Genomic DNA, 22,567 nt, shown 5'->3' with positions numbered 1-22,567 from the left:
CCCTGTCAAAAACAAAACTTGTCTCCAAACTCAGACTGCATTTTAGCAAGAGAATGCCAGTTATAAAACAATCCTATATATCCATTTCGTTTATTGTACTTACAAAAGAACCGTTTCGTTTAACTTAACTGAATGTGTGGTAAAAAAGACACAGGCGCATGACATCATAACTGATGCTCTTGAGCTGGTTTTAATCTGCACGTCTGGACAGACCTAACTCGTTTGTTAGAGTTTATCTCACCGGGCGTATGTGTGCCGGGTCTTTGTCTAACTACGCTCATTATTATGAGGTATGAATATTCCGGAATTTCGGAATTCTATTACAGGGAACAAGAAAGGGGACGATTGTCATGACATCTAACAACCAACAGAAGCAAACCTTTCCGCCGCAGCATCAAAATAACCAGCCCGGTATCGAGACTCAAATGAATCCTCAGCCGCAATATCAGGACCGTAAATACCGCCCCGCAGGTAAACTGGAAGGCAAAACTGCACTGATTACGGGTGGAGACAGCGGGATAGGACGAGCAGTAGCAGTTGCCTATGCCCAAGAGGGCGCTGATGTAGCCATTGTCTATTTGAATGAACATTCGGATGCGGAGAAAACCCGTTCACTAGTCGAGCAGGAAGGCAGAAAGTGTCTTCTGATTCCTGGCGATATCGGAGACGAGTCTTTCTGTAAACAAACTATAGAGAAAATCATAGCGGAACTCGGTAAGCTTGATATTCTCGTTAATAATGCAGCAGAGCAGCATCCGCAGAATAGCATCGAAGATATAACGGCCGAGCAGCTAGAGAAGACATTCCGGACCAATATTTTCTCTATGTTCTATTTGACGAAAGCGGCACTTCCTCACTTATCGCGCGGAAGTTCCATTATTAATACAGCATCCATTACCGCCTATAAAGGTAACCCTACACTGATTGATTATTCATCGACCAAGGGAGCGATTGTCTCATTCACGAGAGCATTGTCCCAGTCTCTAATCGACAAAGGAATTCGCGTGAACGGTGTCGCGCCGGGGCCGATATGGACCCCTCTCATTCCTTCTACATTCGATGAGCAAAAAGTTTCTGAATTCGGCTCGGACACGCCTATGAAGAGAGCAGGTCAACCGGAAGAGCTGGCACCGAGTTATGTCTTCCTCGCTTCCGATGATTCCTCCTATATGGCGGGACAGATCCTTCATATCAACGGGGGAACCGTCGTAAACGGTTAATCTGTTGCGTAGATAACAATCACAAAAAGAGCTGCCGGGTTCAAAAGAACCGGCAGCTTTTTTTGGGATTGTGTGCATCCTTGTCTGAGTAAAACTGGCCATTTCGGGTAGGTTTCACAGAATAGACATCGAATTCTTTTAAAAATACATTCAAAACACTTGCCTTTTTTTGGTAAATAGGGTATTTTACTAGAGTAGTAGAAATAACCCATACAGAAAGGAGGAACCTGAGATGGAAAAAATGTGTATGCAAATGATGATGAACATGTGCATGGATGACATGATGTGCAAAATGAACTCCATGAAAATGATGATGGGCTGCATGACTGAAAAGAACATGATGCCTGAGATGGACATGGATATGATGATGAACAAAATGCAAGAATGCGATGAAATGATGACGATGATGATGAAAATGATGAGCAACATGAAACAAATGTCTATGTAATCATAGGTTATTATTTTTATTATCGCTTCCTTATTCATCCCACAATGAATTCGGAGCTTCATTCTTAACCCGGCAGAGCGGTCCACCGCATGTCTTTTTTTATGTCCAAATTCAGCTATTCGAATTGATCTTCTTCGTAATTTCAACCCGCATCGTTTTAAGCTCCCACATTTGCTCTCTTAATTGTTCCTGCTTATGACTGTCTTCGGTCATTTTCAATTCTTCAAACAAATCCAGCATCTTCTGATTGATAGCATCAAACTTCCGCCATAATTCACGTCTGATCGTTTCCAGATAATAACGTTGAACGTGTACATCCCGTTCTTCCAGAAGAGCAAGAATATGTTCCTGCCACGCTCGATCACCTGACAAGCGGGCCATATTGTAGAGATCCAGATGATCATCCACCCATATCCGGGATAATTCGTTTCTTGAGGGTGATCTCATCATCAGCATCTCCTGTCGTCCTTTACCAAGTATTATACTCGGTTTAATAAGAAATGCAACAGGAAAATACAAAAAATGTATAAAAAAACTCCCGCTGCCTATTGGCAGCGAGAGGTCTTATAGTTACCTGATCTCATGGTGACGAGAGTTCATAGTTATCCGCCATCTGTACCTACACTCGTATCCGGAGGATTTCCCGCCCCAGAGGCAGGCGGTTTTTCAGTAGCGGCTCCTCCTTGGCCCGGTTTAGGGGAAACAGGGGGAGCAGATGGTGTTGGCGACGGGGAAGCCGTATTCCCTTGATTCCCATTCTCGTTACCCTCCTGATCTCCGTTGTTCCCGCTGCCGGAATTGTTGTTTCCGTTGCCGTTATTTCCGTTATTTCCGTTATTTCCGTTATTTCCGTTATTTCCATTGTTCCCGTTGTTGCCGTTGTTTCCGTTGTTACCATTGTTTCCGTTATTCCCGTTATTTCCATTACCGTTGTTGTTGCCATTGTTACCATTTCCGTTTCCTTCACCGCTTCCGTTTTCATTCGGATCCGATGGTGTCGGCGTTGGAGCAACTTCACCTGGCACTGTAACTGAGGCTACGTTGGATTGAACACCGGCCGCTTCTCCATTAGCAGGAACAACATAATACTGGTAAGAGGCTCCAGGCTGTACAGCCTGATCGATATATTCCGTCGTATTCGATGGAGTAATCGGAACAAAATCTCCTTCAGGCCCTTTGCGGAATACCTGATAAGAATCAGCACCGTTCGCCGCGGACCAACTTAAGCGGACCGAATTATTTTCAAAACGGGCCCTCAAATCGGTTACCGTGTTGATCTCCTGTTTGGGAGTCTCGATCGGTTTGCCGCCGCTAGGACGTTCAAATCCTTTGACAGGCATCCCTTTCATGGCTTCGCTCATAACAGCGCTGAAAATCATATTGGCACGGTCGGAATAGGCTTTACGCACGTAATGCTGCGTATTCGTTTCGTCGAACCCTGTCCAGACGGCTCCGGTCCACTGCGGAGTATAACCCACGAACCAGATATCTCTGTAATCCGATTCGAGCCCTTTCAAATCTAACTGCGTGGACCCTGTCTTACCTGCCAGCGGACGTCCGAAGTTAGCTTTAACTCCTGTACCGCCGTCCGCTAATACTTCCTGCATCATTTGTGTCATGTACCAGGAAGTCTTTTCACTCATCACTTTCTTAGGCTCCGGCTTATGCTCGATGAGCGTACCGTCACTCTTCTCAATTTTGAGAATAGCGAAAGATGGATTGAGAACCCCGTTATTGGCAAAAGCCGAGTATGCCTGAGCCATCTGCAGCGGGGATTCCCCGCGAGTCATTCCGCCCAGTGCAATCGCCAAATTGTTATCTTTCTCATCAAAGGTCAGACCCAAAGATTCGGCGAACTGCTTACCTGTGCTGATACCGATCTTACTCAGGAGCCAGACCGCCGGAATATTCTTGGATTTCTTGATGGCGTAAGTCATATCAACCTGGCCCAGGTACCGGCCATCATAGTTACGCGGATTGTATCCGTTAAATTCCTGCTTCGTATCGTCCAATATGGAAGAAGGCAAATAGCCCTTCTTTTCAATGGCAGGCGCATACACGACAACCGGTTTAAAAGCAGATCCTGGCTGTCTCGGTTTAATCGCGCGGTTCCATGTACTCGGTTTATAATCGCGGCCACCGATCATGGCAACAATACCGCCGTTGCTGTTATCCACAATGACCATGGCGCTCTGCATAGGCTGCTTGGGGCCGTTGGGCTGGAACAGCTTCGCATTCGTATAGGCTTTGTCCATAGCCTTTTGAGCTTCACTGTTCATAGTCGTATAGATCTTATATCCGCCGTTGGAAATCTGCTCTTCAGTAACGCCATACTTGTCATTGGCTTCTTTTATCACGTAATCCCGGAAGGTCGGGAACAAATTAACCTGCGCGATCGAGGTAGCCGTCTCCGGATTATAATCTACCGCTGCAGCCTGGGCACGCTGCTCTTCCGTAATAATTCCCTGATCGGTCATCAGCCTCAGAATGACTTCTCTTCTTTCCTTGGAAGCCTGCGGATCAGAAATTGGCGAATACTTGGAAGGAGCCTTCGGCAATCCTGCCAGTGTCGCGATCTGCCAAAGCTCCAGCTTTTTCAAATCCGTAATACCAAAATAACGTTTGGAGGCAGCCTTAACCCCGTAAGCCTGACTGCCAAAATAAATACGATTTAAATACTTCTCGAGAATTTCTTCCTTAGATTTCTCTTGCTCCAGGGCGAGTGCAATCGACATCTCGGTACCTTTACGGAAAAAGGTTTTATCGGAATTCAAGAACACGTTCTTCGCAAGCTGCTGAGTGATCGTACTTGCCCCTTCAACCGCGCTTCTTGCGATCACGTCCTTGACTACCGCCCGTCCGATCGACCAAATATCAACACCGCCATGCTCCCAGAACCTGCGGTCCTCAGTTGCAACGAATGCTTTCACCAGCATATCCGGGAATTCTTCGAATTTCACATTCTCCCGGTTTTCTTTTATGAGCTTCGCGATCTCGGTATTTCCGGAGTCATAGATTACGGAAGCGTTCAGCGGATCTTCGAGCTTATCGAAGTTCTCGCGAAGAATTTTAACCCCGTTCATATAAACGACCAAATAAATACCCAAAGCGCATATCAGCGCAAGAAGGGCGGCGATAACAAGGCCCAGTAATACCTTCATACCGCTCGTCTTTTTCTTCTTCTTCTTTACAGGAGGTTTCTTGCTGTTATTGCTGTTATTGCTGTTATTGTTGTTATTGCTTGGTGCCATCTTGCTCCCTCTCTTTCTGTGCAATGGCTCTCTCTCTGGGGCAGGCCGCCTTGCAAATATGCCGTCCTATTAAAAGAACAACCCTATGGAATAAGGTTGTTCCGGACGGTTCTTTAGTTATATACGAATCTCGCGGTCAAAAAGTTTCTGCTTCCTTATTCTGCCGATGCTGGATCTGTAGCTGCCGGCATCAGTGAAACGGGACGCTGCGGCGTGAAAGTCGAAATGGCATGCTTATAAACCATTTGCTGACGTCCGTCGCTGTCAATAATAATGGTAAAATTGTCAAATCCGCGAATCAACCCTCTGATTTGAAACCCGTTTGTTAAATATACGGTAACGGGAATGCTTTCTTTGCGGAGCTGGTTCAGAAAATTGTCCTGAATATTAATCGACTGTTTCATCAGAAGGGTCCCCCTTAACATATTCAAACTAAGCTGCTCTTAAAAAGCAAGCGTTTGCTTATGCATTATATTCGTTATCGTGTACAAACTTTCCTGTTATTATATCACGGAATTTATCGAGATGCCTAGAAAAGTTTGAGGGCTCGGTAACGTCGATCCATTGAATATCGCGCATATGGCGGAACCAGGACAACTGTCTTTTGGCAAAATGTCTAGTGTCGCGTTTGAGAAGCTCTACGGCTCTATCCAGCGTAATCTCTCCGTCCAGGTAAGAGACTATCTCTTTGTAGCCCAGGCCCTGCATCGCGACTGATCCGCGGGGTACTCCGCTCTCAAGCAGCCTTTGAACCTCATCCACAAGCCCTTCAGCCATCATGAGGTCGATTCTTTCTTCGATCCGGCTGTACAACTGCTGGCGGTCCATAGTCAGACCGACTATACATAGTTCGTAAGGAGATTCTTTTTTCTGGGAAGCTGCATGAACGGAAAGCGGCTCGCCTGTCAAATGGTAAACCTCCAGAGCGCGGATGACCCTTCTTCTATCATTGGGGTGCAATTTTGCGGCAGAACCGGGGTCTACCTCCTGCAGTTTCCTGTGGAGGGCCTCATCCCCATGCTGTTCCGCAAACAAATGCTGACTCTGACGGAACTCTTCATCCGCTCCCACTTCAAGGAATTGATACTCATAGCAGACCGATTCTACATACAGCCCCGTTCCTCCAACTAGAAAAGGAAGCTTGCCGCGCGCTGTTATCTCCGTAACAAGCTCGCGGACACGCTGCTGAAACTCGGCAACCGAGAACGGATAACCCGGTTCATGAATATCGATCATGTGATGCACGGCACGCTGTCTTTCCTCGGGTGTAATCTTCGCGGTTCCGATATCCATCCCTCGGTAGACCTGCATGGAGTCACCCGAAATAATCTCACAGCCAAATTGCTCCGCGATTTCCAGGCTCAATTTCGTTTTCCCTACCGCAGTAGGTCCGATTAACGCCAGCAGACGCGGCTTCGCATTCATTGTATTCAGCATGAAATCACCCCGTAGGCAAGTTTAGCTCCGGAGTTCGTGACTTCATTGAAGCCAAGCCGGGTGAATTCACTGCTCTCTCTGCTTTCCTTGAGAATGACGCAGCGTCTTGCTACCCGCCTGGCCTCCATGACTGCAGCAGCCTCAAGAGCACGGTCATCAGCAGTACTTCGCAGCGGTGAAATCCCCGACGACTGCTCAATAGGACTTCGGAACATGGGATCGAAATACACGATATCACAGCTTCGGTCCGGCATCGCGCGCAGCCCCGACAGATGATCGCCATGCCGGACTTCGATACGCCTCATAGCGTCATCAAAATCAGCATGCCCGGTCACATAAGTCCGAAGACCCGCTTCTAAGAGAGAAGCGAGTACAGGGCTGTTCTCCCAGGCAATAACCTGACCCTTCGGCCCGGCGGCATATGAGAAAATAATCGAGTCCGAGGCCAGACCCGCGGTACAATCAACAACAACATCCCCGGGCTTAGCCTTGGACAGCTCGAGCAGAGCATCGGGCATGTTCTGGCGAATTCTTTTGTAGCGTACCAGAGACATGCTCGGATGGAAGAAAAGCGGATGATCGCCTCCGTAATCAAAGCGCAGACCGTCACGGGTCACCAGCATAATTTCGTTATCGGAATAACGGGACCGGAGTTTGGAAAGCCCGCTGTGACCCCTGCGCACCAAACGGGCACCCAGTGATCGAGCGAGGTTCACCGCTTCTTCCAATTCTTCATTTGACGGATCATAAGAAGTAGTCACAAGCACGAAATATTCCCTCATTCATATAGTAGCCAAATATGCATCTTCGACACGTAAAGATGCCAGATCAACAGACATGTACAACATAACATAATGCTCAAAACGCGTCAAAATGCCCTGCCTAGACATCGTTACCGTCTATCCTATCTCTGGAAAGATCAATTAACGGAGTCAAAATGGTGTTATGCAGCGGACGTTCACATGACGCGTTTAAACATTTTTTCCAACTCATAGGTTGAAAAAGAAATCACAACCGGCCTTCCATGCGGACAAGTGTACGGGTTCACACAGCTCCCCAACCGGTCCAATAATGCCTCCATCTCCGCTGTACTCAAGCTTTGATTCGCTTTAATGGAAGCTTTGCACGAGCAAAGAGTCGAAGATTTTTCCCGCAGCTTCGAGAGGTCGACGCCCTTGCGTTCCGTCAAAATCCACTCGCACATTTCTTCCACAATGCTCTGTTCATCCCCTGCCGGAAACCAGTGCGGATACGCCCTTACCAGGTACGTATTACCCCCAAAAGCTTCCAGATAAACGCCCACTTGTTCGAGAAGTGGAAGCTTCTCCTGGAGGGCAATAAAATCCACAGATGTAAACTCCAGCGGAATCGGCACGAGTAGTTCCTGGCTGGCTTCCTGGGGTTCGCCGAACTTCGTGTAATAGTACTCGTAGTTGATCCTCTCATGCGCTGCGTGCTGGTCAATCATATACAGCCCGGCTTCATTCTGGGCAAGGAGATACGTGCCGTGCAGCTGTCCGATTGGCGCAAGAGACGGAAAATCCGGCCGCCGGAGCGCTTCCTTGTCGCTGCGGGTATGCAGCGAGGACATCAGGTTCCCCGCAGCCTCACGGGAGAAGGGCCGGTCTTCCTGTCCGGTCCGGCGCTCTTGAGGCTGCGTCCGGCGCTCGGCGCTGCGATGCGGAGCCTGCGGCTCATAGCCGGATGCTCCGGCGGGCTCTGCCGGCGGCTCGGGTGGCGGAGCGTCCGGCAATGGTACGGACGCGTCCGTATAAGCATCCGTGCTCTGCCCGGCTGGTGCGTCCGGAGCTGCGCCGAGGCCGTGCTGCGCAGCCGCAGTTATCGGCTGCCCGTCTGCGGACGCGCCCGGAGCATACTCGCGCGATGGTGCGGGATCGCCGCCAAGGCGTTGCTGCGGACTGCCTGCAGCGGCATCAACGGCGCCCCCTGCTCCAGCGGGCGCCCCCTGCCCGGCTCCGGATTGGGCGGCTTCTGAGCCGGCGGACTCATGACCAGCTGCAGGAGCACTCGGACCGGCATTGCGCGCAAGCGCGGTGTCGTCGCCCAAGTGATTGGTACCCCCGGCGGCGCGTTCCTCCCGAGCTGCTTGGGGCCGCTTGAATTGTCCGGGCTGAGGCGCATCTGACGCCTCCGTTCTCCCCGGAGAGACGGGAGCAACATCCGCTTGCGGATCTATACCCGGCGATGCCGATGCCGGCCGCTGATTCTGAAGCTGCTTATGATCCCAAGCTGCCGTATCCGGCTTGTACTGCTCTCTCCATTTGGCAGGGGTAGTCTCTGCCTGAAGAAGCGGCTCGGCTTCGGGCCGGTAAAGCGTCATCGTCTCCTGCACGAAGTTCTCTTTAATGCGCGCGGTTTGCTGTACGCCTTTGGGAATAAGAACCTGCTGGCCGAGCGCTTGCTTGATCAGGTCCTCGACCATACGGATCAGCTCAGGTTCTTTGCTGAACCGTACTTCCAGCTTGGATGGGTGCACGTTGACATCCACCAGCGAAGGGTCCATCTCTATATGAAGTATCACCACCGGGAACCGGTTAATCGGCAGCAATGTATGATACCCGTTCATAATCGCATGCTGAACGGCGAAACTTCTCACATACCTGCCGTTAATGATTGTCGAAATGGCACTCCGGTTAGCCCGGTTCAGCTCGGGACGGGAAATATAACCGGTGATTTTATAATCCAGGCTTTCTTCCTCCACTCGAAGCATTTGCTTCCCGACTGCCGAACCGTATACCCCGGCGATTACCTGTAGGAGATCTCCCTTGCCCAGAGTTTGCAGAAGCGTGTTCCCGTTATGCTTCAAAGTAAAGGCGATATCGGGATGCGCCAGAGAAAGCCGGTACATATAATCCGAAATGTGTCCTAACTCTGTTTGGATCGTCTTCATATATTTCAAACGTGCCGGTGTGTTATAAAACAGCTCTTTGACCGAAATATCGGTGCCTTTGCGGGCGGCTGCTTCTTCATGTGCAGCAACATGACCGCCTTCTACGGCCAGTTTGCGGCCCAGTCCGCTGCCATCCGTCGCTGTAATCACTTCGGTTTTGGATACGGCGGCAATACTGGGCAATGCCTCTCCCCTGAATCCCAAGGTGCGAATCGAGAACAGATCCTTGCCGGAATTGATTTTGCTCGTCGCATGACGGAAAAAAGCCATTTCACAATCTTCGCCTTCAATTCCAGCGCCATTGTCCGTTACCCGGATTAATTGAAGACCGCCTTCTTCCACAACAACATCGATACGGCTGCTTCCGGCGTCAATAGAGTTCTCGACCAGTTCCTTCACGACCGATGCGGGTCGTTCCACAACTTCGCCGGCTGCGATTTGGTTGGCGATATGCTCATCTAGAAGCCGAATTTTGCCCATCTTAACCTACTCCTATTCTATGTCGAGCTGCAGCAGGTTATTAGCATCCGTCCACTGCAGCTGAGGGTAATTGTCATCAAATTTATCAAGATTAATGTAGCTCGTCCCGTCTTTGAGCAGCAGGCTTCCTGCGGATAAGGCAAAGGTCGATTTACGACCCTGTGACAGATTAATTTCAACACCTTGTATCCCCTGGTTCCACTCGATATCAGCGCCTATTAGCGCTGCCAGCGTACGCGAAGCCACATAGACTTGACCCTTCTCACGGATAGGTCTATGAGGTTCCGTGACTTCAATCTGATTGACAGTCACATCATGCTTGCCCACTTCAACTCGGAATTCCGTGAGACCGGCTTTGCGGAGCACCGTAATCATTTGGGCCGTGTAGCCGTCTGATTTTACATTCGGCTGGATGCCCACCCCGTTAACAGGCTTCATGGAAGGGGTTAAATATTCCTCTATCGTCACTTTAAGCGCACTGCCGTCACTTAAGCTGTAGACGCTCTGCATGCTTCCCTTGCCATAACTTTTCATCCCGACAACTTTAGCGGCTCCGTAATCCTGCAGTGCACCCGCCAGCATTTCAGATGCGCTCGCGCTATTTTCATTCATAAGCACAAAGACGGGTACATTCAGTTTGCTGCCTTTAGTAATCTGAATCGGGTTGTCCTGTCCGTCCCGGTTTTTCGTATGCGCAAAGACGCCCTCCTCCACAAAATTGGAAGCGATATTCTGAGCCGACTCGACCAGTCCGCCAAGGTTATCCCGAAGATCAATGACGAGTGAAGTCATGCCCATCTCTTGAAGCGCATCCAGATGAGCTTTGAACAGCTCGTCCGAATCGCTCGAGAAACTGTCGATATCCATATAACCGATTGACGGTGTCAGCAGGTAACTCGTTACGTTAGGCATCTGAATCATACCACGGGTGATGGTCATATCCATCTTCTTGCCCTCACGGTCAATCGTCAGTTTGACCTTCGTTCCATCCGGTCCGAGGATCGTATTGACGACCTCATCGAGACTTTTGCCCTGGGCAGGAACTCCTTCGACCTTCATAATGTAATCTTCTTTCTTTAAACCGCTCTTCTCGGCAGGTGATCCTTCAAACACTTTATCTACGTAAATCCCCTGTTCATCCATGCCCATCTGAGCACCGATCCCGTAATAGTTGCTTTCCAGATTATTCGTAAACTTATTCAATTCTTCTTTCGTAAAATATACCGTATAAGGATCCTTCTTCTTAAGAAGATCAATCATTTCCTCAATGTTCTTGCCCTTCAGTTCGCTGTCCTTGATGCCGCTGACATGATATTGACCAAGAAGTTCTCTGACCTCTTGGGTGATCTGTGCGCTTTCCTGTGCCCATGCGGCCGAAGCAGGAAGTACACCTCCAATTGCAGCTGCCAGGAGGAGGACTGTCTTGAATTTACGGAATCCGGTAAAAACCATCGAAAATCACCCTTTTATAAGATTAAGAAAAATAGCTGTTAACATCATCAGCATGCTCATGTTGTATAGTCAAGGGTGTGTCAGCTGTGAACAGTTGGATCCATAAATGAAACTATTGAAGTTTCTTTCTAAGCTCATGCATCACATTAATCGCTTGAAGAGGAGTCATATTCAGCAGGTCCAGCGATTTAAGCTGATCGATAACCGACTGGACTTTGGGGTCCGGCTTGGCGCTTACTTGCTTAGGCTGCGGTTCGCCAAAAAGACTCAGCTGTTCAAAAGCTGCTGCAGAAGGTGTACTTCCCCCCGCTCCCAGTCCAGTGTCTGCAATTACCTGTTTCTCAGCGCTCTGTGCAGCTTCCGGCTCCGCATACGGCTTATCTGCAGGAGTACTTCTTAAACGTATACCTGATCGAACGGGCGCCTTCTCATCGGCAGGCGCAGCTGTTTCTTCTCCCGATCCAAGCGCCGCTCTCGTCTCAAAAGTTTGCAGCAGTTCATAAGAGCGGGTGATGATGGTATCCGGCAGTCCCGCAATTTCTGCGCAGTAGATGCCGTAGCTTGTGCTGGCGGCGCCCCGGATCAGCTTGCGCAGGAAAGTTACCTGCTGCCCGCTTTCTTTAACGGCCATGCAGTAATTGCGCAGCTGAGGCAGCGTCTCCTCCAAGTGAGCCAGCTCGTGGAAATGGGTCGAGACGAGTGTCTTGCAGCCAATCTTGTGATGCAGGAACTCGATCACGGCCTGGGCGATCGCCATTCCTTCGCCCGTAGAAGTGCCCCGGCCCAGCTCGTCGATAATAACGAGGCTGCGGGCGGTCGCTTTCTCCGTCATGATCTGGATGTCCATCATCTCGACCATGAACGTGCTCTGCCCTCCGATCAGATCGTCCGCTGCGCCGATGCGCGTGAAGATGCGGTCGATGATCGGCACAACCGCGCTGCGGGCGGGAACGAAACAGCCGATCTGCGCCATCAGGCAGATTACGGCCACCTGACGCATATAGGTGCTCTTACCGGCCATATTAGGACCGGTAATGAGCAGCATGCTGCCGTCATCGGCAGTGAGCTTCGTCTCGTTCTCGATGAAAGCTCCGCTGTCGAGTACGGCTTCAACGACCGGATGACGGCCTTCTTCGACCAGCAGGTCATAGCCGTCACTAATCTCGGGACGTGTGAAGCGGTTAGATGCGCTGACGGTTGCCAGAGACTGGTACACATCCAGCTCCGCAATCGCTTCAGCCAGCTTCTGCAGGCGGCCGGTCTGATCCGAAATACGCTCGCGCAGCTGCACGAACAATTCGTACTCCAGATCGGTCCGTTTGTCTTCCGCCTCCAGGATTAAGGCTTCCTTCTCCTTCAGCTCAGGTGTAACGAAGCGCTCCGCATTGGCAAGTGTCTGCTTGCGCTCATAGCGTCCCTCAGGCAGCGCGCCTACATTAGCTTTGGTAACTTCAATATAATATCCGAAGACCCGGTTGTAGCCGACCTTGAGTGTGCGGATTCCGGTCGCTTCCCTCTCGCTTCTTTCCAGTTCGGCAATCCAGCGCTTGCCGTTCGTGCTGGCTTCACGCAGCTGGTCCAGATAATCATGGCACCCTTCACGGATCATTCCGCCATCCCGGACAGAGACAGGCGGTTCGTCTTCTATGGTGCTGCGTATCCAATCCGCAATATCGGAGCAAGGGTCCATATCTTCCACCAGCTTCTCCAGTACAGAGGCACCGGCATCTGCGCACACGGCTTTGAGGCGCGGAACCTGCTCCAGGGAAACCCGGAGAGCTACCATGTCGCGGGCATTGGCGCTGCCGTAAGCCATCCGGGCAACCAATCTCTCCAGATCATAGACTTCCTTCAGGACGCTCTGCAGATCGTCGCGCAGCATAATCTGGTTATAGAGTATGTCTACGGCATCATGTCTGCTGCGGATCGCCTCCGCTTGCATCAGCGGTTTCTCGATCCACCGCTTGAGCATTCGCGCCCCCATTGCCGTCACCGTCTCATCCAGAAGCCAGAGCAAAGAACCTTTGCGGCTTCGCTCACGAACGGTTTCGACCAGTTCAAGATTACGGCGGGTAAAAGGATCCATCGTCATGAACTGCTGCGGGGAATAAGCACGTATTTCTTTGATATGCGTAAGACTCTGCTTCTGAGTCTCTAGTAAATAAGCGAGCAGGGCCGATACAGCAAGCCTGGAGGAGACATCCAGAGCTTCGACTGCTTGAACACCAAACTGCGCATGCAGGTGATCGTCACCCAGACGATCCCAGGAAGTAAAGACAGCTGATTTGGCCGTCTGGAGGAGCGGTTTACGAACCTCTTCAAGCAGTTCTTCCTTCCCGATAATCTCCGTAGGCGCATAGGCGTTCAGTTCGTCGATCAGCATCTGGAAAGAGCTGTGGAGCGAAGTTGCGTACAGCTCCCCCGTAGATACGTCGCACGCACTAAACCCATAGCTTCCGTCAGCGATAGATACGGCCGCTATGTAATTATTGCTCGTCTCTCCGAGCGTTTTGCCGTCCATAACGGTGCCCGGGGTCACAATGCGGACGATTTCACGCCGCACGACACCCTTGGCTGCCGCCGGGTCTTCAACCTGTTCACAGATCGCGACTTTAAAACCTTTTTCTATCAAACGGGAAATATAGTTATCCGCAGAATGATAGGGAACCCCGCACATCGGGATGCGCTCATCCACGCCGCCACCGCGGCCCGTCAAGGTTATTTCCAGTTCTCTGGATGCGGATATGGCGTCTTCGAAAAATAATTCATAGAAGTCCCCCAAGCGGAAAAACAAAAAAGCATCCGGCACTTGAGCCTTAATTGCCAGATACTGTTGAATCATTGGCGTATATTGAGTTTGAGTCATCTTAACCTCCGACAAACGTCCAGCTAGTAATGCTGCCCTAGAATGTTTTCATTATACCATGTTTTCCTGCCTGTCATCTTCTTTACGGCTAACGGGCCGGATTTTCCAGGCGGGCCTAAAATCCTCCAGCTCCCGCCAACCTTCCATTTGCCAGATCTGCTTCTGAAGCGGTTTGATATAGCGTGCAAACTCCCTGAAAAGTGCGGCCTTCTCAAGATCGGGCCAGAGACCTTCAACCGCTTCGGCAAGGAGCTTCTTCTCCCCTTGGTAATATGCCCGCTGAAGCGCTATATCGTCTAAAGGACGCTGGCGGAGCTCCTCGTATCCGTCCGCAATTAGCCGGGCTAGAGCAAACACTCCGAGCGTAATTTGCGGGGAGACGAGCCAGCTCGGCAGCGTGCGGTACTCGAAGCCGCCGTGACTGCGCTGGCGGCGGTAATCGCCCAGCAGGCCGTAACGCGGTCTGCGGCGAGCGGTTGACTCCCCTTCGATCAGCATAAGCGGCAGCGCGAGGTAGTTGTCGAGTGCGCGCAGCAGATGGGTATTCAGCCAGCAGCGGCTGAAATGTACGTGCCCGCCGAGCGGAAAGCCGGGCAGCGGCATCCCCCCGGATACCCACGCGAGGCTTGCGTTGCCGATCTGACGGGCAGCGGTGATCATCGCAGCACGCAGGTTAGCCGCGAGCTGAGCCGGATCGCTGCTCGGCTGCGGGCGAAGCTCAGCCAGCGGCATAATGACGCGGTGGCCGCTGAGCACGATGGCATCGCAGCCCGCCTGACCCTCCCGCCCCAAATATTTGGAGGCGGAGACGACCTTCCCGCCCGGACTCACCAGCAGGAACTCGGGATCGCTGCCGAGTACCGCAGGCTCTGTCCGGGCAAGCTCCTCCGCGAGACTCGCCGCATAGCGCTCGATTGCGCGGGCATAAAGCGCCGCAAGCTTGGCATCCAGCGCAGGGACGGGATGCACGCGCAGCACAACCGTGCGGCCGGACGGCTCGATCGCCACGTGTACGAGCCCGTAGTCCAGGCCGAGCGCATACACGGCCTTAACAGATTCCCGGACCGCCCGCTGGTAATGAAACGTGTGCCGGTCCGCTCCGACTTCCTGGTAGCTCAAGGAATCACTTCCGGCAAGACCCGGGAGCAACAGGGAATTCTTCCGATGGAAAACCGTGAGAACTTCCATATGAAATAGATGGACCAGGAATTCATGACTATATCTCCGGGAGTCCCTTCGGCCGGCAGTAGACGAGATAACACCAGTCCGTGAACCGGACTCACCTAAGCCGTGAAGGGAAATACCGGTTCCATGCTTTGCCCCAGCAGATCCTGACCTGGGCAGATCACCGGACCCGGACCGGTGGGAAGTTCGTATGCCGTGAACGGCTAATTGCTTTGAAGCCGCTTCATTGTCCAGAGCTAGTCGTATCGCGTCTGGTGGCTGAAGTACTCTTTTTATAGAAGGAGAATTTAACGCATTCTTATGCAACCCGGCAGGCATTCCCCATAAAATCAAAGCCGTATTGTATCCGGGAATTGTCGTTCCGGCCGCATGACCCAGTTCTTTTCCGAGCAGCAATTCTGTCTTCGTATCTTCCACCGCATATAGAACGAATACCTTCATCCTTCACCCCTCCCCGATGCCCATTTGCGCCAGAGAAACAAAAAAGAGGGCAATCGCCCTCTACAGCAGCTCCATCTGCCGCATACAATAACGTAAGCTTTTAGTTTATGTCGTCGTCGAGCAGGTCGGGATTCAGATCTTCGAAGTCACTGTCATCTCCGATAAGATCGAAGTCCACATGCTTCTCTTCGTAGTCCCCACCGTTAGGGTCTACAATGACATGCACCTTCGTTTCGGCCGTCAGCTCTACATGAAACTCGCGCTCTACGCGAATCAGCACGTTCCCGCCTCCGGCGATACTTGCCTCTACACAGTTAGGTTCCTGCGTCGCAACCGCGGAAACCTCTGCCGTCGACGATTTGTGTCTTTTGTCCAGATACGATAGACCAACTACCTCCGCATAAGAAACCGTTTCTTTCGCGACATCGGTTTTCGTATTCTTATCATACGAGTACCAGATGTTGATATCGTAAGTACCGACGACCTCGACTCCCTCTCCAGACTTGACGGCTTCGTATTGATTGTTAATAATCCAAGCGCCTAAGATACTGGTTGGAGCATGAGGCGGAGTCACGGTATGGCTTACGTGCGAAAATTTGCGTCCTTTGCCGCAGACAGCTTTAACGAGGATCTCTCTGCTTTGCAAATTTCTATCTATTGACATCCTTTCAACCTCCTCCATGCAATCATTCATTACAAGTGTATGCAGGACATAGGCGTTTGTTGATTGAACGAATGCAATCTAATCCATATATTTTGTAAAACCCGCATAAATCCAAGCATTCCGGTTCTATATTTAATGAATGGAAACAAATCAGTTCAGATGAAAAGTGGCTAAAGCTTGGTCAATCCAGTTGCAGAAGAATTACTTCATCGTTCACATTCATAATGAAATGATAAATAGAAAAACAATTATGGATTAAAGAGACTGCCCCGTTCTTGAAACAGGGGGATCAAAGTACCTTCCAAGTTTAAGCCCTCCTTATCTTACGATAGGGGGTCGCATTCTCTAGAAGGGTGTTCAACCTCGTTTATTAGACTATTGAAAAACTCTTTGCATATACCGACATTTAATTCCATCTTCATTTGTCATGATGGCCAGATTTTAAGCAATAAGCAGATTTGTCTTTTTCTTATTCACGTGTAATTTAATCGCCCCATGCTCTGTCTCTTCGGAATACGATTGAACTTTTGTCCTCTAATTGAAATAAAAAATCCCCCTAGAATTCATAGGTTAAACCCAGAGGTTTTTCCAATGTTTATTCTAAAGGGCCTAATCCAGAATACATCTAGAAGTCTAATTTGTAATAAAGTAGCAGCTTAATGCTACCTTACCAACTAACTTGAGTGTAATAAGGAAGTACATCTGTCACTACTGACGGGGATACTGTTAATCCAATAGTAGGGTAAACATCTACAGACGGAGCGCCAACGCCTCCTTTCCTATGTCCATAATTTATTATTAGATTAGCTGTACCTGACTCTTTCTCATCTACATAAACATATTGACCTATCATACCTTTCATGTAGGGTCTTCCGATACTTATGTCATATGTCGCAGAAATACCAACATTTCCGTATGCGTAATCAGCTGGGGTATAGCTGGTTTGGCAAACCCAGGCATCAAATGAATTAACCTTATCACATAATCTGTTTTCATGCCCTGTTATATAGCCACTGCTCGTAGGTAAGAAAAATTTCGTAGTCGAGGGGTAACCAATTGTCATTTTATCTGTTAAATACCAGGTTGGAAAAGTAAGCCACTCGAAATTTCCATAAAGGTACAACTTTTTGTATCCCGTTCGATCTGAACCAACTGTATAACCTACTGCGCCGATCATAATATCGCTTCTCGTCAAATCTTGAGTTTCAATCATTTCTTTTTTATCGGTAATTTGAAACCCTCTTATACCTCCACCAATTTTTTTTGCGCCTTCAGAAATTAATCTTTTTAAAATATCCACTTCAGTCATATCTATTTCTGCATCTGTAAGACCAACTTCTTTTTTAAGGATAACCCTCTCTTCAGGTGTAAGATTAATAAATTGATTAAAAGAACTCTGATCATTTGAAACCTCGGATGCACAAACCGCTGTCGGAAACATAAACAACTGCTAATAAAAAAACAAAAATTTACGCATCAAAAAAAATCCTTTGAAATCTATGTTCGGATCAATATATATTATTATACATATATTCAATTAAACTTCTTTTATTGTAAATTTTTCTCAAGAAATGCACACTAGTTTTATGGGGGTGATTTTATGGCTGCGTTATTACTTTATGGTACACCGATCTTAGCTCTTTGGTTTTTCTTCAATTTTATTACAATTATAAAACTTATTCGACTGAATCGACCATATCGCTTAAACACAGTTATTGGAGCTCTACTGTTTTCATATTTTATAACTTCTATAATTTGGTTGATAATTTATACCGACTAATTTAAAGTACCTTGAACAATCTACTTTTTTAAATCGAATCAAAGGCTGTAATTGTCATTTTAGCGCTGGGAATTATTGCTGACATCCCGTTACTAACTACTCGTGCATTGACTCCAACTTCCTTCAAATTCTGCCTTGAGGCAGACATCCTTGCTCTTGGCTAACGGCGTACGCCAGCCCCCGTTCGGGACTTTCACCCTAGAGATGACGTCCATACTGGGCGTACTATTAAAAGGCTTTCCGGGTCAATCCTGAAAGCCTTTTAATATGCTCTTTATTTGTGAAAAGAAAAGTGACCACCGATCATAATCTTAGAGAAATGGAACTATGTGCATGGCCACTGGGCAATACAGAAAATTGAAGAGTGAGAGAGAAGACGTTTGTTAGTTTCAAGTCCATCTACAGATGGCTCTTACAGTAGGCATATTGCAGCAACATACTTATAACATAAAGGTAAGCGTTAAAAATGTATGGAAACAGGGACGCTTCCTGGTCGGTATCCCATCAGCCATTATCCAAATTAGGTTCGTAAGCGTATTTCTTTTGGTCACTGGGAGCACGACATGATGCTCTCCAGTCGCGGGGAAAGCCTCGTCCGCGAAGGAACCTTCATCAAACGGAAATCGCATCAGTACATAGCTTCATGCCGGATCGGACAGCTCATTTCGTTGAAGTCGCTTTCGTCAGTATCCTAAAATGACATCTCATACGGTGTCAACTGATCGTTAAGAAAAACTAGATTATTATGCGAATCTTCACTTGCCTCGCAATTGTATTGGCTATGAGTCGACTCACGAAGCCTTCACGGATGAGGTAGCGTACCTAGCTTGATAAATCAAACTAAACATAAAGAATAATCCAACCCTTACTTCTAAATACTTTCCTTGCATTTCAGATATATGCAGAAGTCTCCAAGTGACAAATTTTTTAGGAGCGTGCGGCCGCAGGCTTCTGTTTTTTTTGCTTTTTGGCCGTAATAAGATATTGATGAAGTTCCCGGGTCAGATGCAGCAGCGCAGCCCTAACCTCGAACTCCGCAGGAGTGCGCGGCAGCGGCTGTGTTTTGAACTCTTTTTCAAGCACATGCAGTTTCTTCTCACAGCGGCCCGTATAATAGTCCACCTTACAATCCATGCTGAGTTCTTCGAAAATACCCGCCAGACTTTCGCCGATCGGCAGCTCCTGGCTGACCTGTGAGACAAGCCCAACCATACGCTCTATGGATTCAAACTGTTCGCTCCGCATGTAGAAGTAAAGCTGCATATCGGCGTAAGCCTCCGTACCGAACAGCAGTGCATTTTCAAGAGACCGCTCGGCTGTCTCTGTCCCTGCCTTCAGGACTCCGTTCAATTCAAGCAGCTCTTTGCCGTCCCAGATAGCATGGGTGTCCCTCAGATGTTCCGCAATATGCAGGAAGATTACAGAGAAAAGCCCCTCAACCTTGCTGCGGTGATCCATCATCATCTTATCCGGCTTCGGCATATACGCGATATTGATCAGCGTGGCGCTGCCTAACCCGATTATGAGCAGCATCACTTCATTCAAGATCAGATCCGCACTGACCATTTGTGCATTGTAAATATGAAACATCGTGACGGAAGCAGTGACTGCGCCATCGCTCAGTTTCATCCGGTGCAGAACCGGAAAGGCAAGAAGTACGAACAAGCTGAGCACCCACACGCTAAAACCGAGTAAGGAGAATAGAATGGACGCAAATAAAACAGCGAGAATCGAAGCGGCAATGCGCTGAAAAGCGTTCTTGATCCCTCTCCGCTTGGTGACTTGCACACCCAGAATAGCAAGAAGCCCGGCGGAATTCGGGCTGCTTAGGCCAATCCACCCGGCTATCAGAATGGAGACAATTACGGCTAAGGCCGTTTTAAGTACACGTATGCCAATAAAAGGAATATTCATGAATTTTAACTCCGTATAGTGGATTTTTCCTTTATTGATTATTCCATTTTTGACTGTTGGGTTCAAGTACTCCTTTTGGCGCCATCCTGTTACCCGGTGCCGATTTCAGTCTCTTTCGGACTAATTCGTGACAACTTAAAGACTTTTAACCTCGAATTCTTTTTGATATAGTCGTTTCAAGCACGTGATGACTTTATAAGTTGTGAACAGGGAGGTAAACATCAATGAGTAACTTGAAAACGTTTACAAATGATGCGAGTTTACAAAAAACGAGCGGTTGGAAACAATTCCTGGCCCTGCTTGGCCCAGGCTTTATCACAGCAGCTACTGTCATCGGTCCAGGAAGTATCACCGTCAGCAGTAAATCTGGCGCACTGATGGAGTACACGATTGTATGGGCGCTGGTGGCGGCAGCTATTTTCATGTCCGCCTACACTGTCATAGCAGGCAAAATCGGAGTACTGAACACCGAATCCCTGCTTTCTCTGGTTTCCCGGCATTACGGACGCTGGCTGGCGGTCTTGATCGGCGTATGCGTCTTCCTCATCACCGGCGGCTTTCAGACAGGGAACAATATAGGCGTCGGGTTAGCGTTCGATGCCATGTTTGGCGGAGGCATTGCGCTGTGGGCCGTCATTTTCCTTGTCATTACGCTGGTTTTCTTATGGACTTCAAATAACTTTTATCAAATGCTTGAGAAAATTATGATGCTGATGGTCATTCTTATGATCGTTGCATTCGTCGGCAATTTATTCAAAATCACGCCCGACCTGGGAGCCCTGGCGTCCGGTCTGGTTCCTTCCACACCTAAGATATGGGGACTGGTCGTCGCTATCTCTGCTACCAGCTTCAGTATCGCCGGAGCAGCAGGCCAAGCATACATGGTGCAAGGAAAAGGCTGGAAGCTGCCTGATCTGCGCAAGAGCAATGCAAGCGCACTGATCGGTATTACCATTCTCTGCTTGCTGAGCCTCATTATCATGATCACGTCCGCCGCGGTTCTTGCGCCCAAAGGCATCACCGTAGACAGCGCGGTCGATATGGCTGTGCAGCTCGAGCCGCTTCTCGGACCATTCGCCAAATGGCTGTTCCTGCTCGGACTCTTTGCCGCTTCATTCTCATCCTTCGTAGCCAATGCCGTCCTGGGCGGCATGATGCTCTCAGACGGGTTCGGCTGGGGCCGGACGCTGAATGACCGCAGCGTGAAAGTGCTCGGCTCCCTGCTGCTCATACTCAGTACAGTTGTAGCCGTTGTCCTCAAAGCCAATCCGATCCAACTAATCGTGGTTGCTCAAGCTACCACAGTACTGGGTGCGCCGTTAATCGCTATTGTCCTGCTTCTTCTCGGGAACAACAGGAAGGTCATCGGCTCACATAAGAACAGTCTGGTGACGAATATGCTCGCCATACTTGCAACCGCCTGGCTGATTTACTTGTCCTACAACCAGCTGGCCGACTTCCTGAAATAATCACTTGGCATAAAGGTTGTAATTACCAAGAAGAAAATGATGCTATGTATTCCGGCATTTCCACTCCTAGGTTGATCCGAACCCTGATTCACTATCCATTCCCAGGATAAGGGCCTGCCGGAGGCAGGCCCTTATCTAATTAGATCTGAGTTTCCGGAATACATCCACACTGCCACGCTTTCTGGATGTCATAACCGCACTTTATCTCCGGGAAATCAGCTTGTTCTCCAAATAAACGACAGCCTGGTACATTACCGTAGCCACCAGAGCAATAACTACAAGGCTTGCAATCACCAGCGTGAAGTTGAACACCTGGAAGCCGTATACAATCAAGTATCCCAGCCCCATTTTGGAAACAAGAAACTCACCGACAATAACGCCTACCCAGGCAAGCCCGACATTCGCTTTTAAAGTAGCCACTATTGTAGGAAAAGATGCCGGCAAGATGACATGACGAAATACCTCGCTCCGAGTTCCTCCGAAGATCCGCACAACTTTAATATAGTTATCATCAACCTCACGGAAACTTCCATATACGACAAGGGTCGTAATGATGACCGTTACAGACAGCGTTGTAGCGACAATGGACAGGATGCCCGGACCGAAGCCAACGATAAACAGGGGTCCCAAAGCCACTTTGGGCATTGAGTTCAGCACCACAATGTAGGGATCGAGGACACGTGACAGAAAAGGCGACCACCAGAGAAGCATGGCCAGAGCCGTACCGAACAGGGTGCCTAGAATAAACCCGACTACCGTTTCGACTACCGTGTATCCCGTGTGAGGAAAAATAGAACCATCCGCGATTTTCGTGCCAAGCAGCAAAAACACCTTACTCGGATAACTGAACAGCAGAACATCAATCCATTTCATTCGTCCAGCAACTTCCCATAGTCCTAGGCTTGCAATCAAAATAATCAACTGCGTCAATCGGACATTCGCCGCCACTTTGCGCTTGCGTACCAAATAGGCCGTATGAATCCTCTCCGGCAGGTTATTCCCGCCCGCGGCATTCTCCGCCAGATCCTGCAAGCCCGCATCTCTCATCT

Annotated in this window: 16 protein-coding genes; 3 read left to right on the top strand and 13 right to left on the bottom strand. The window is 49.3% G+C overall.

The genetic code is table 11. The annotated features are described in order from the left end of the window. Positions 1–350 precede the first annotated feature (350 nt). Positions 351–1,220, top strand: coding sequence for an SDR family oxidoreductase (locus AR333_RS11965; protein ID WP_068775590.1), 870 nt, complete (start codon positions 351–353; stop codon positions 1,218–1,220). A gap of 232 nt (positions 1,221–1,452) precedes the next feature. Then, positions 1,453–1,668: a hypothetical protein gene (locus tag AR333_RS11960; RefSeq protein ID WP_068775589.1), complete on the top strand. Its 216-nt coding sequence runs from the start codon at positions 1,453–1,455 to the stop codon at positions 1,666–1,668. A 111-nt stretch (positions 1,669–1,779) separates the two neighbouring features. Here the strand turns inward: AR333_RS11960 and AR333_RS11955 are convergent, their stop codons facing one another. The 12 genes from AR333_RS11955 to AR333_RS11900 all read right to left on the bottom strand — a co-directional run bounded on the left by AR333_RS11955 (position 1,780) and on the right by AR333_RS11900 (position 20,049). Then, the gene (locus AR333_RS11955; protein ID WP_253735814.1) at positions 1,780–2,118 is read right to left on the bottom strand and encodes a hypothetical protein; all 339 of its coding nucleotides are present in this window, start codon (positions 2,116–2,118) and stop codon (positions 1,780–1,782) included. 152 nt (positions 2,119–2,270) lie between these two features. Continuing rightward, a complete protein-coding gene (locus tag AR333_RS11950) occupies positions 2,271–4,919 on the bottom strand; it encodes a transglycosylase domain-containing protein (RefSeq protein WP_084783620.1) in 2,649 nt (882 codons plus the stop codon). Between the two features lie 155 nt (positions 4,920–5,074). After that, positions 5,075–5,323 carry an RNA chaperone Hfq gene (hfq, locus tag AR333_RS11945; protein WP_068775587.1) on the bottom strand — a complete coding sequence of 83 codons (249 nt, stop codon included), beginning with the start codon at positions 5,321–5,323 and terminating at the stop codon, positions 5,075–5,077. A gap of 58 nt (positions 5,324–5,381) precedes the next feature. Next, positions 5,382–6,356: a tRNA (adenosine(37)-N6)-dimethylallyltransferase MiaA gene (gene miaA, locus AR333_RS11940; RefSeq protein ID WP_068775586.1), complete on the bottom strand. Its 975-nt coding sequence runs from the start codon at positions 6,354–6,356 to the stop codon at positions 5,382–5,384. Continuing rightward, complete coding sequence (locus AR333_RS11935) at positions 6,350–7,123, bottom strand: class I SAM-dependent methyltransferase (RefSeq protein ID WP_068775585.1); 774 nt, start codon at positions 7,121–7,123, stop codon at positions 6,350–6,352. The genes miaA and AR333_RS11935 overlap by 7 nt, the downstream gene beginning before the upstream one ends. 191 nt (positions 7,124–7,314) lie before the next feature. Next, positions 7,315–9,747, bottom strand: coding sequence for a DNA mismatch repair endonuclease MutL (gene mutL / locus AR333_RS11930; protein ID WP_068775584.1), 2,433 nt, complete (start codon positions 9,745–9,747; stop codon positions 7,315–7,317). Between the two features lie 12 nt (positions 9,748–9,759). Continuing rightward, positions 9,760–11,199 carry a S41 family peptidase gene (locus AR333_RS11925; RefSeq protein WP_068775583.1) on the bottom strand — a complete coding sequence of 480 codons (1,440 nt, stop codon included), beginning with the start codon at positions 11,197–11,199 and terminating at the stop codon, positions 9,760–9,762. A gap of 112 nt (positions 11,200–11,311) precedes the next feature. Further along, positions 11,312–14,065, bottom strand: a complete 2,754-nt coding sequence (gene mutS / locus AR333_RS11920; protein WP_068775582.1) for a DNA mismatch repair protein MutS — start codon at positions 14,063–14,065, stop codon at positions 11,312–11,314. Between the two features lie 51 nt (positions 14,066–14,116). After that, positions 14,117–15,691, bottom strand: coding sequence for a hypothetical protein (locus AR333_RS11915; RefSeq protein ID WP_068775581.1), 1,575 nt, complete (start codon positions 15,689–15,691; stop codon positions 14,117–14,119). 100 nt (positions 15,692–15,791) lie between these two features. Beyond that, a complete protein-coding gene (cotE, locus tag AR333_RS11910) occupies positions 15,792–16,355 on the bottom strand; it encodes an outer spore coat protein CotE (RefSeq protein WP_068775580.1) in 564 nt (187 codons plus the stop codon). A 667-nt stretch (positions 16,356–17,022) separates the two neighbouring features. Then, the gene (locus AR333_RS11905; RefSeq protein WP_068775579.1) at positions 17,023–17,796 is read right to left on the bottom strand and encodes a hypothetical protein; all 774 of its coding nucleotides are present in this window, start codon (positions 17,794–17,796) and stop codon (positions 17,023–17,025) included. A gap of 1,266 nt (positions 17,797–19,062) precedes the next feature. Continuing rightward, the gene (locus AR333_RS11900; protein WP_068775578.1) at positions 19,063–20,049 is read right to left on the bottom strand and encodes an aromatic acid exporter family protein; all 987 of its coding nucleotides are present in this window, start codon (positions 20,047–20,049) and stop codon (positions 19,063–19,065) included. Between the two features lie 224 nt (positions 20,050–20,273). Between AR333_RS11900 and AR333_RS11895 the strand changes: the two genes are divergently transcribed. Then, positions 20,274–21,518 (top strand): Nramp family divalent metal transporter, encoded by a 1,245-nt coding sequence (locus AR333_RS11895; RefSeq protein WP_084783618.1) that lies wholly within the window; start codon positions 20,274–20,276, stop codon positions 21,516–21,518. A 201-nt stretch (positions 21,519–21,719) separates the two neighbouring features. On the opposite strand, the gene AR333_RS11890 is transcribed toward AR333_RS11895, so the two are convergent. Next, positions 21,720–22,565, bottom strand: coding sequence for an ABC transporter permease (locus AR333_RS11890; RefSeq protein WP_068776081.1), 846 nt, complete (start codon positions 22,563–22,565; stop codon positions 21,720–21,722). Positions 22,566–22,567: the final 2 nt, after the last annotated feature.

Origin of the sequence: Paenibacillus sp. FJAT-26967 (genome assembly GCF_001541095.1) — a bacterium.
In the GTDB taxonomy this organism is placed as follows: domain Bacteria; phylum Bacillota; class Bacilli; order Paenibacillales; family NBRC-103111; genus Paenibacillus_F.
The sequence above is the reverse complement of the archived record's forward strand: the minus strand, read 5'-3'. Positions and strand labels throughout refer to the sequence as shown.

What these genes read in the sequence shown, in the direction of transcription:
- AR333_RS11950 (WP_084783620.1), bottom strand. Translation starts at nt 4,919, where the DNA reads ATGGCACCAAGCAATAACAACAATAACAGCAATAACAGCAATAACAGC.
- mutL (WP_068775584.1), bottom strand. Translation starts at nt 9,747, where the DNA reads ATGGGCAAAATTCGGCTTCTAGATGAGCATATCGCCAACCAAATCGCA.
- AR333_RS11955 (WP_253735814.1), bottom strand. Translation starts at nt 2,118, where the DNA reads ATGATGAGATCACCCTCAAGAAACGAATTATCCCGGATATGGGTGGAT.
- miaA (WP_068775586.1), bottom strand. Translation starts at nt 6,356, where the DNA reads ATGCTGAATACAATGAATGCGAAGCCGCGTCTGCTGGCGTTAATCGGA.
- AR333_RS11905 (WP_068775579.1), bottom strand. Translation starts at nt 17,796, where the DNA reads ATGTTTCCGACAGCGGTTTGTGCATCCGAGGTTTCAAATGATCAGAGT.
- hfq (WP_068775587.1), bottom strand. Translation starts at nt 5,323, where the DNA reads ATGAAACAGTCGATTAATATTCAGGACAATTTTCTGAACCAGCTCCGC.
- AR333_RS11965 (WP_068775590.1), top strand. Translation starts at nt 351, where the DNA reads ATGACATCTAACAACCAACAGAAGCAAACCTTTCCGCCGCAGCATCAA.
- AR333_RS11960 (WP_068775589.1), top strand. Translation starts at nt 1,453, where the DNA reads ATGGAAAAAATGTGTATGCAAATGATGATGAACATGTGCATGGATGAC.
- mutS (WP_068775582.1), bottom strand. Translation starts at nt 14,065, where the DNA reads ATGACTCAAACTCAATATACGCCAATGATTCAACAGTATCTGGCAATT.
- AR333_RS11900 (WP_068775578.1), bottom strand. Translation starts at nt 20,049, where the DNA reads ATGAATATTCCTTTTATTGGCATACGTGTACTTAAAACGGCCTTAGCC.
- cotE (WP_068775580.1), bottom strand. Translation starts at nt 16,355, where the DNA reads ATGTCAATAGATAGAAATTTGCAAAGCAGAGAGATCCTCGTTAAAGCT.
- AR333_RS11925 (WP_068775583.1), bottom strand. Translation starts at nt 11,199, where the DNA reads ATGGTTTTTACCGGATTCCGTAAATTCAAGACAGTCCTCCTCCTGGCA.
- AR333_RS11915 (WP_068775581.1), bottom strand. Translation starts at nt 15,691, where the DNA reads ATGAAGGTATTCGTTCTATATGCGGTGGAAGATACGAAGACAGAATTG.
- AR333_RS11895 (WP_084783618.1), top strand. Translation starts at nt 20,274, where the DNA reads ATGAGTAACTTGAAAACGTTTACAAATGATGCGAGTTTACAAAAAACG.
- AR333_RS11890 (WP_068776081.1), bottom strand. Translation starts at nt 22,565, where the DNA reads ATGAGAGATGCGGGCTTGCAGGATCTGGCGGAGAATGCCGCGGGCGGG.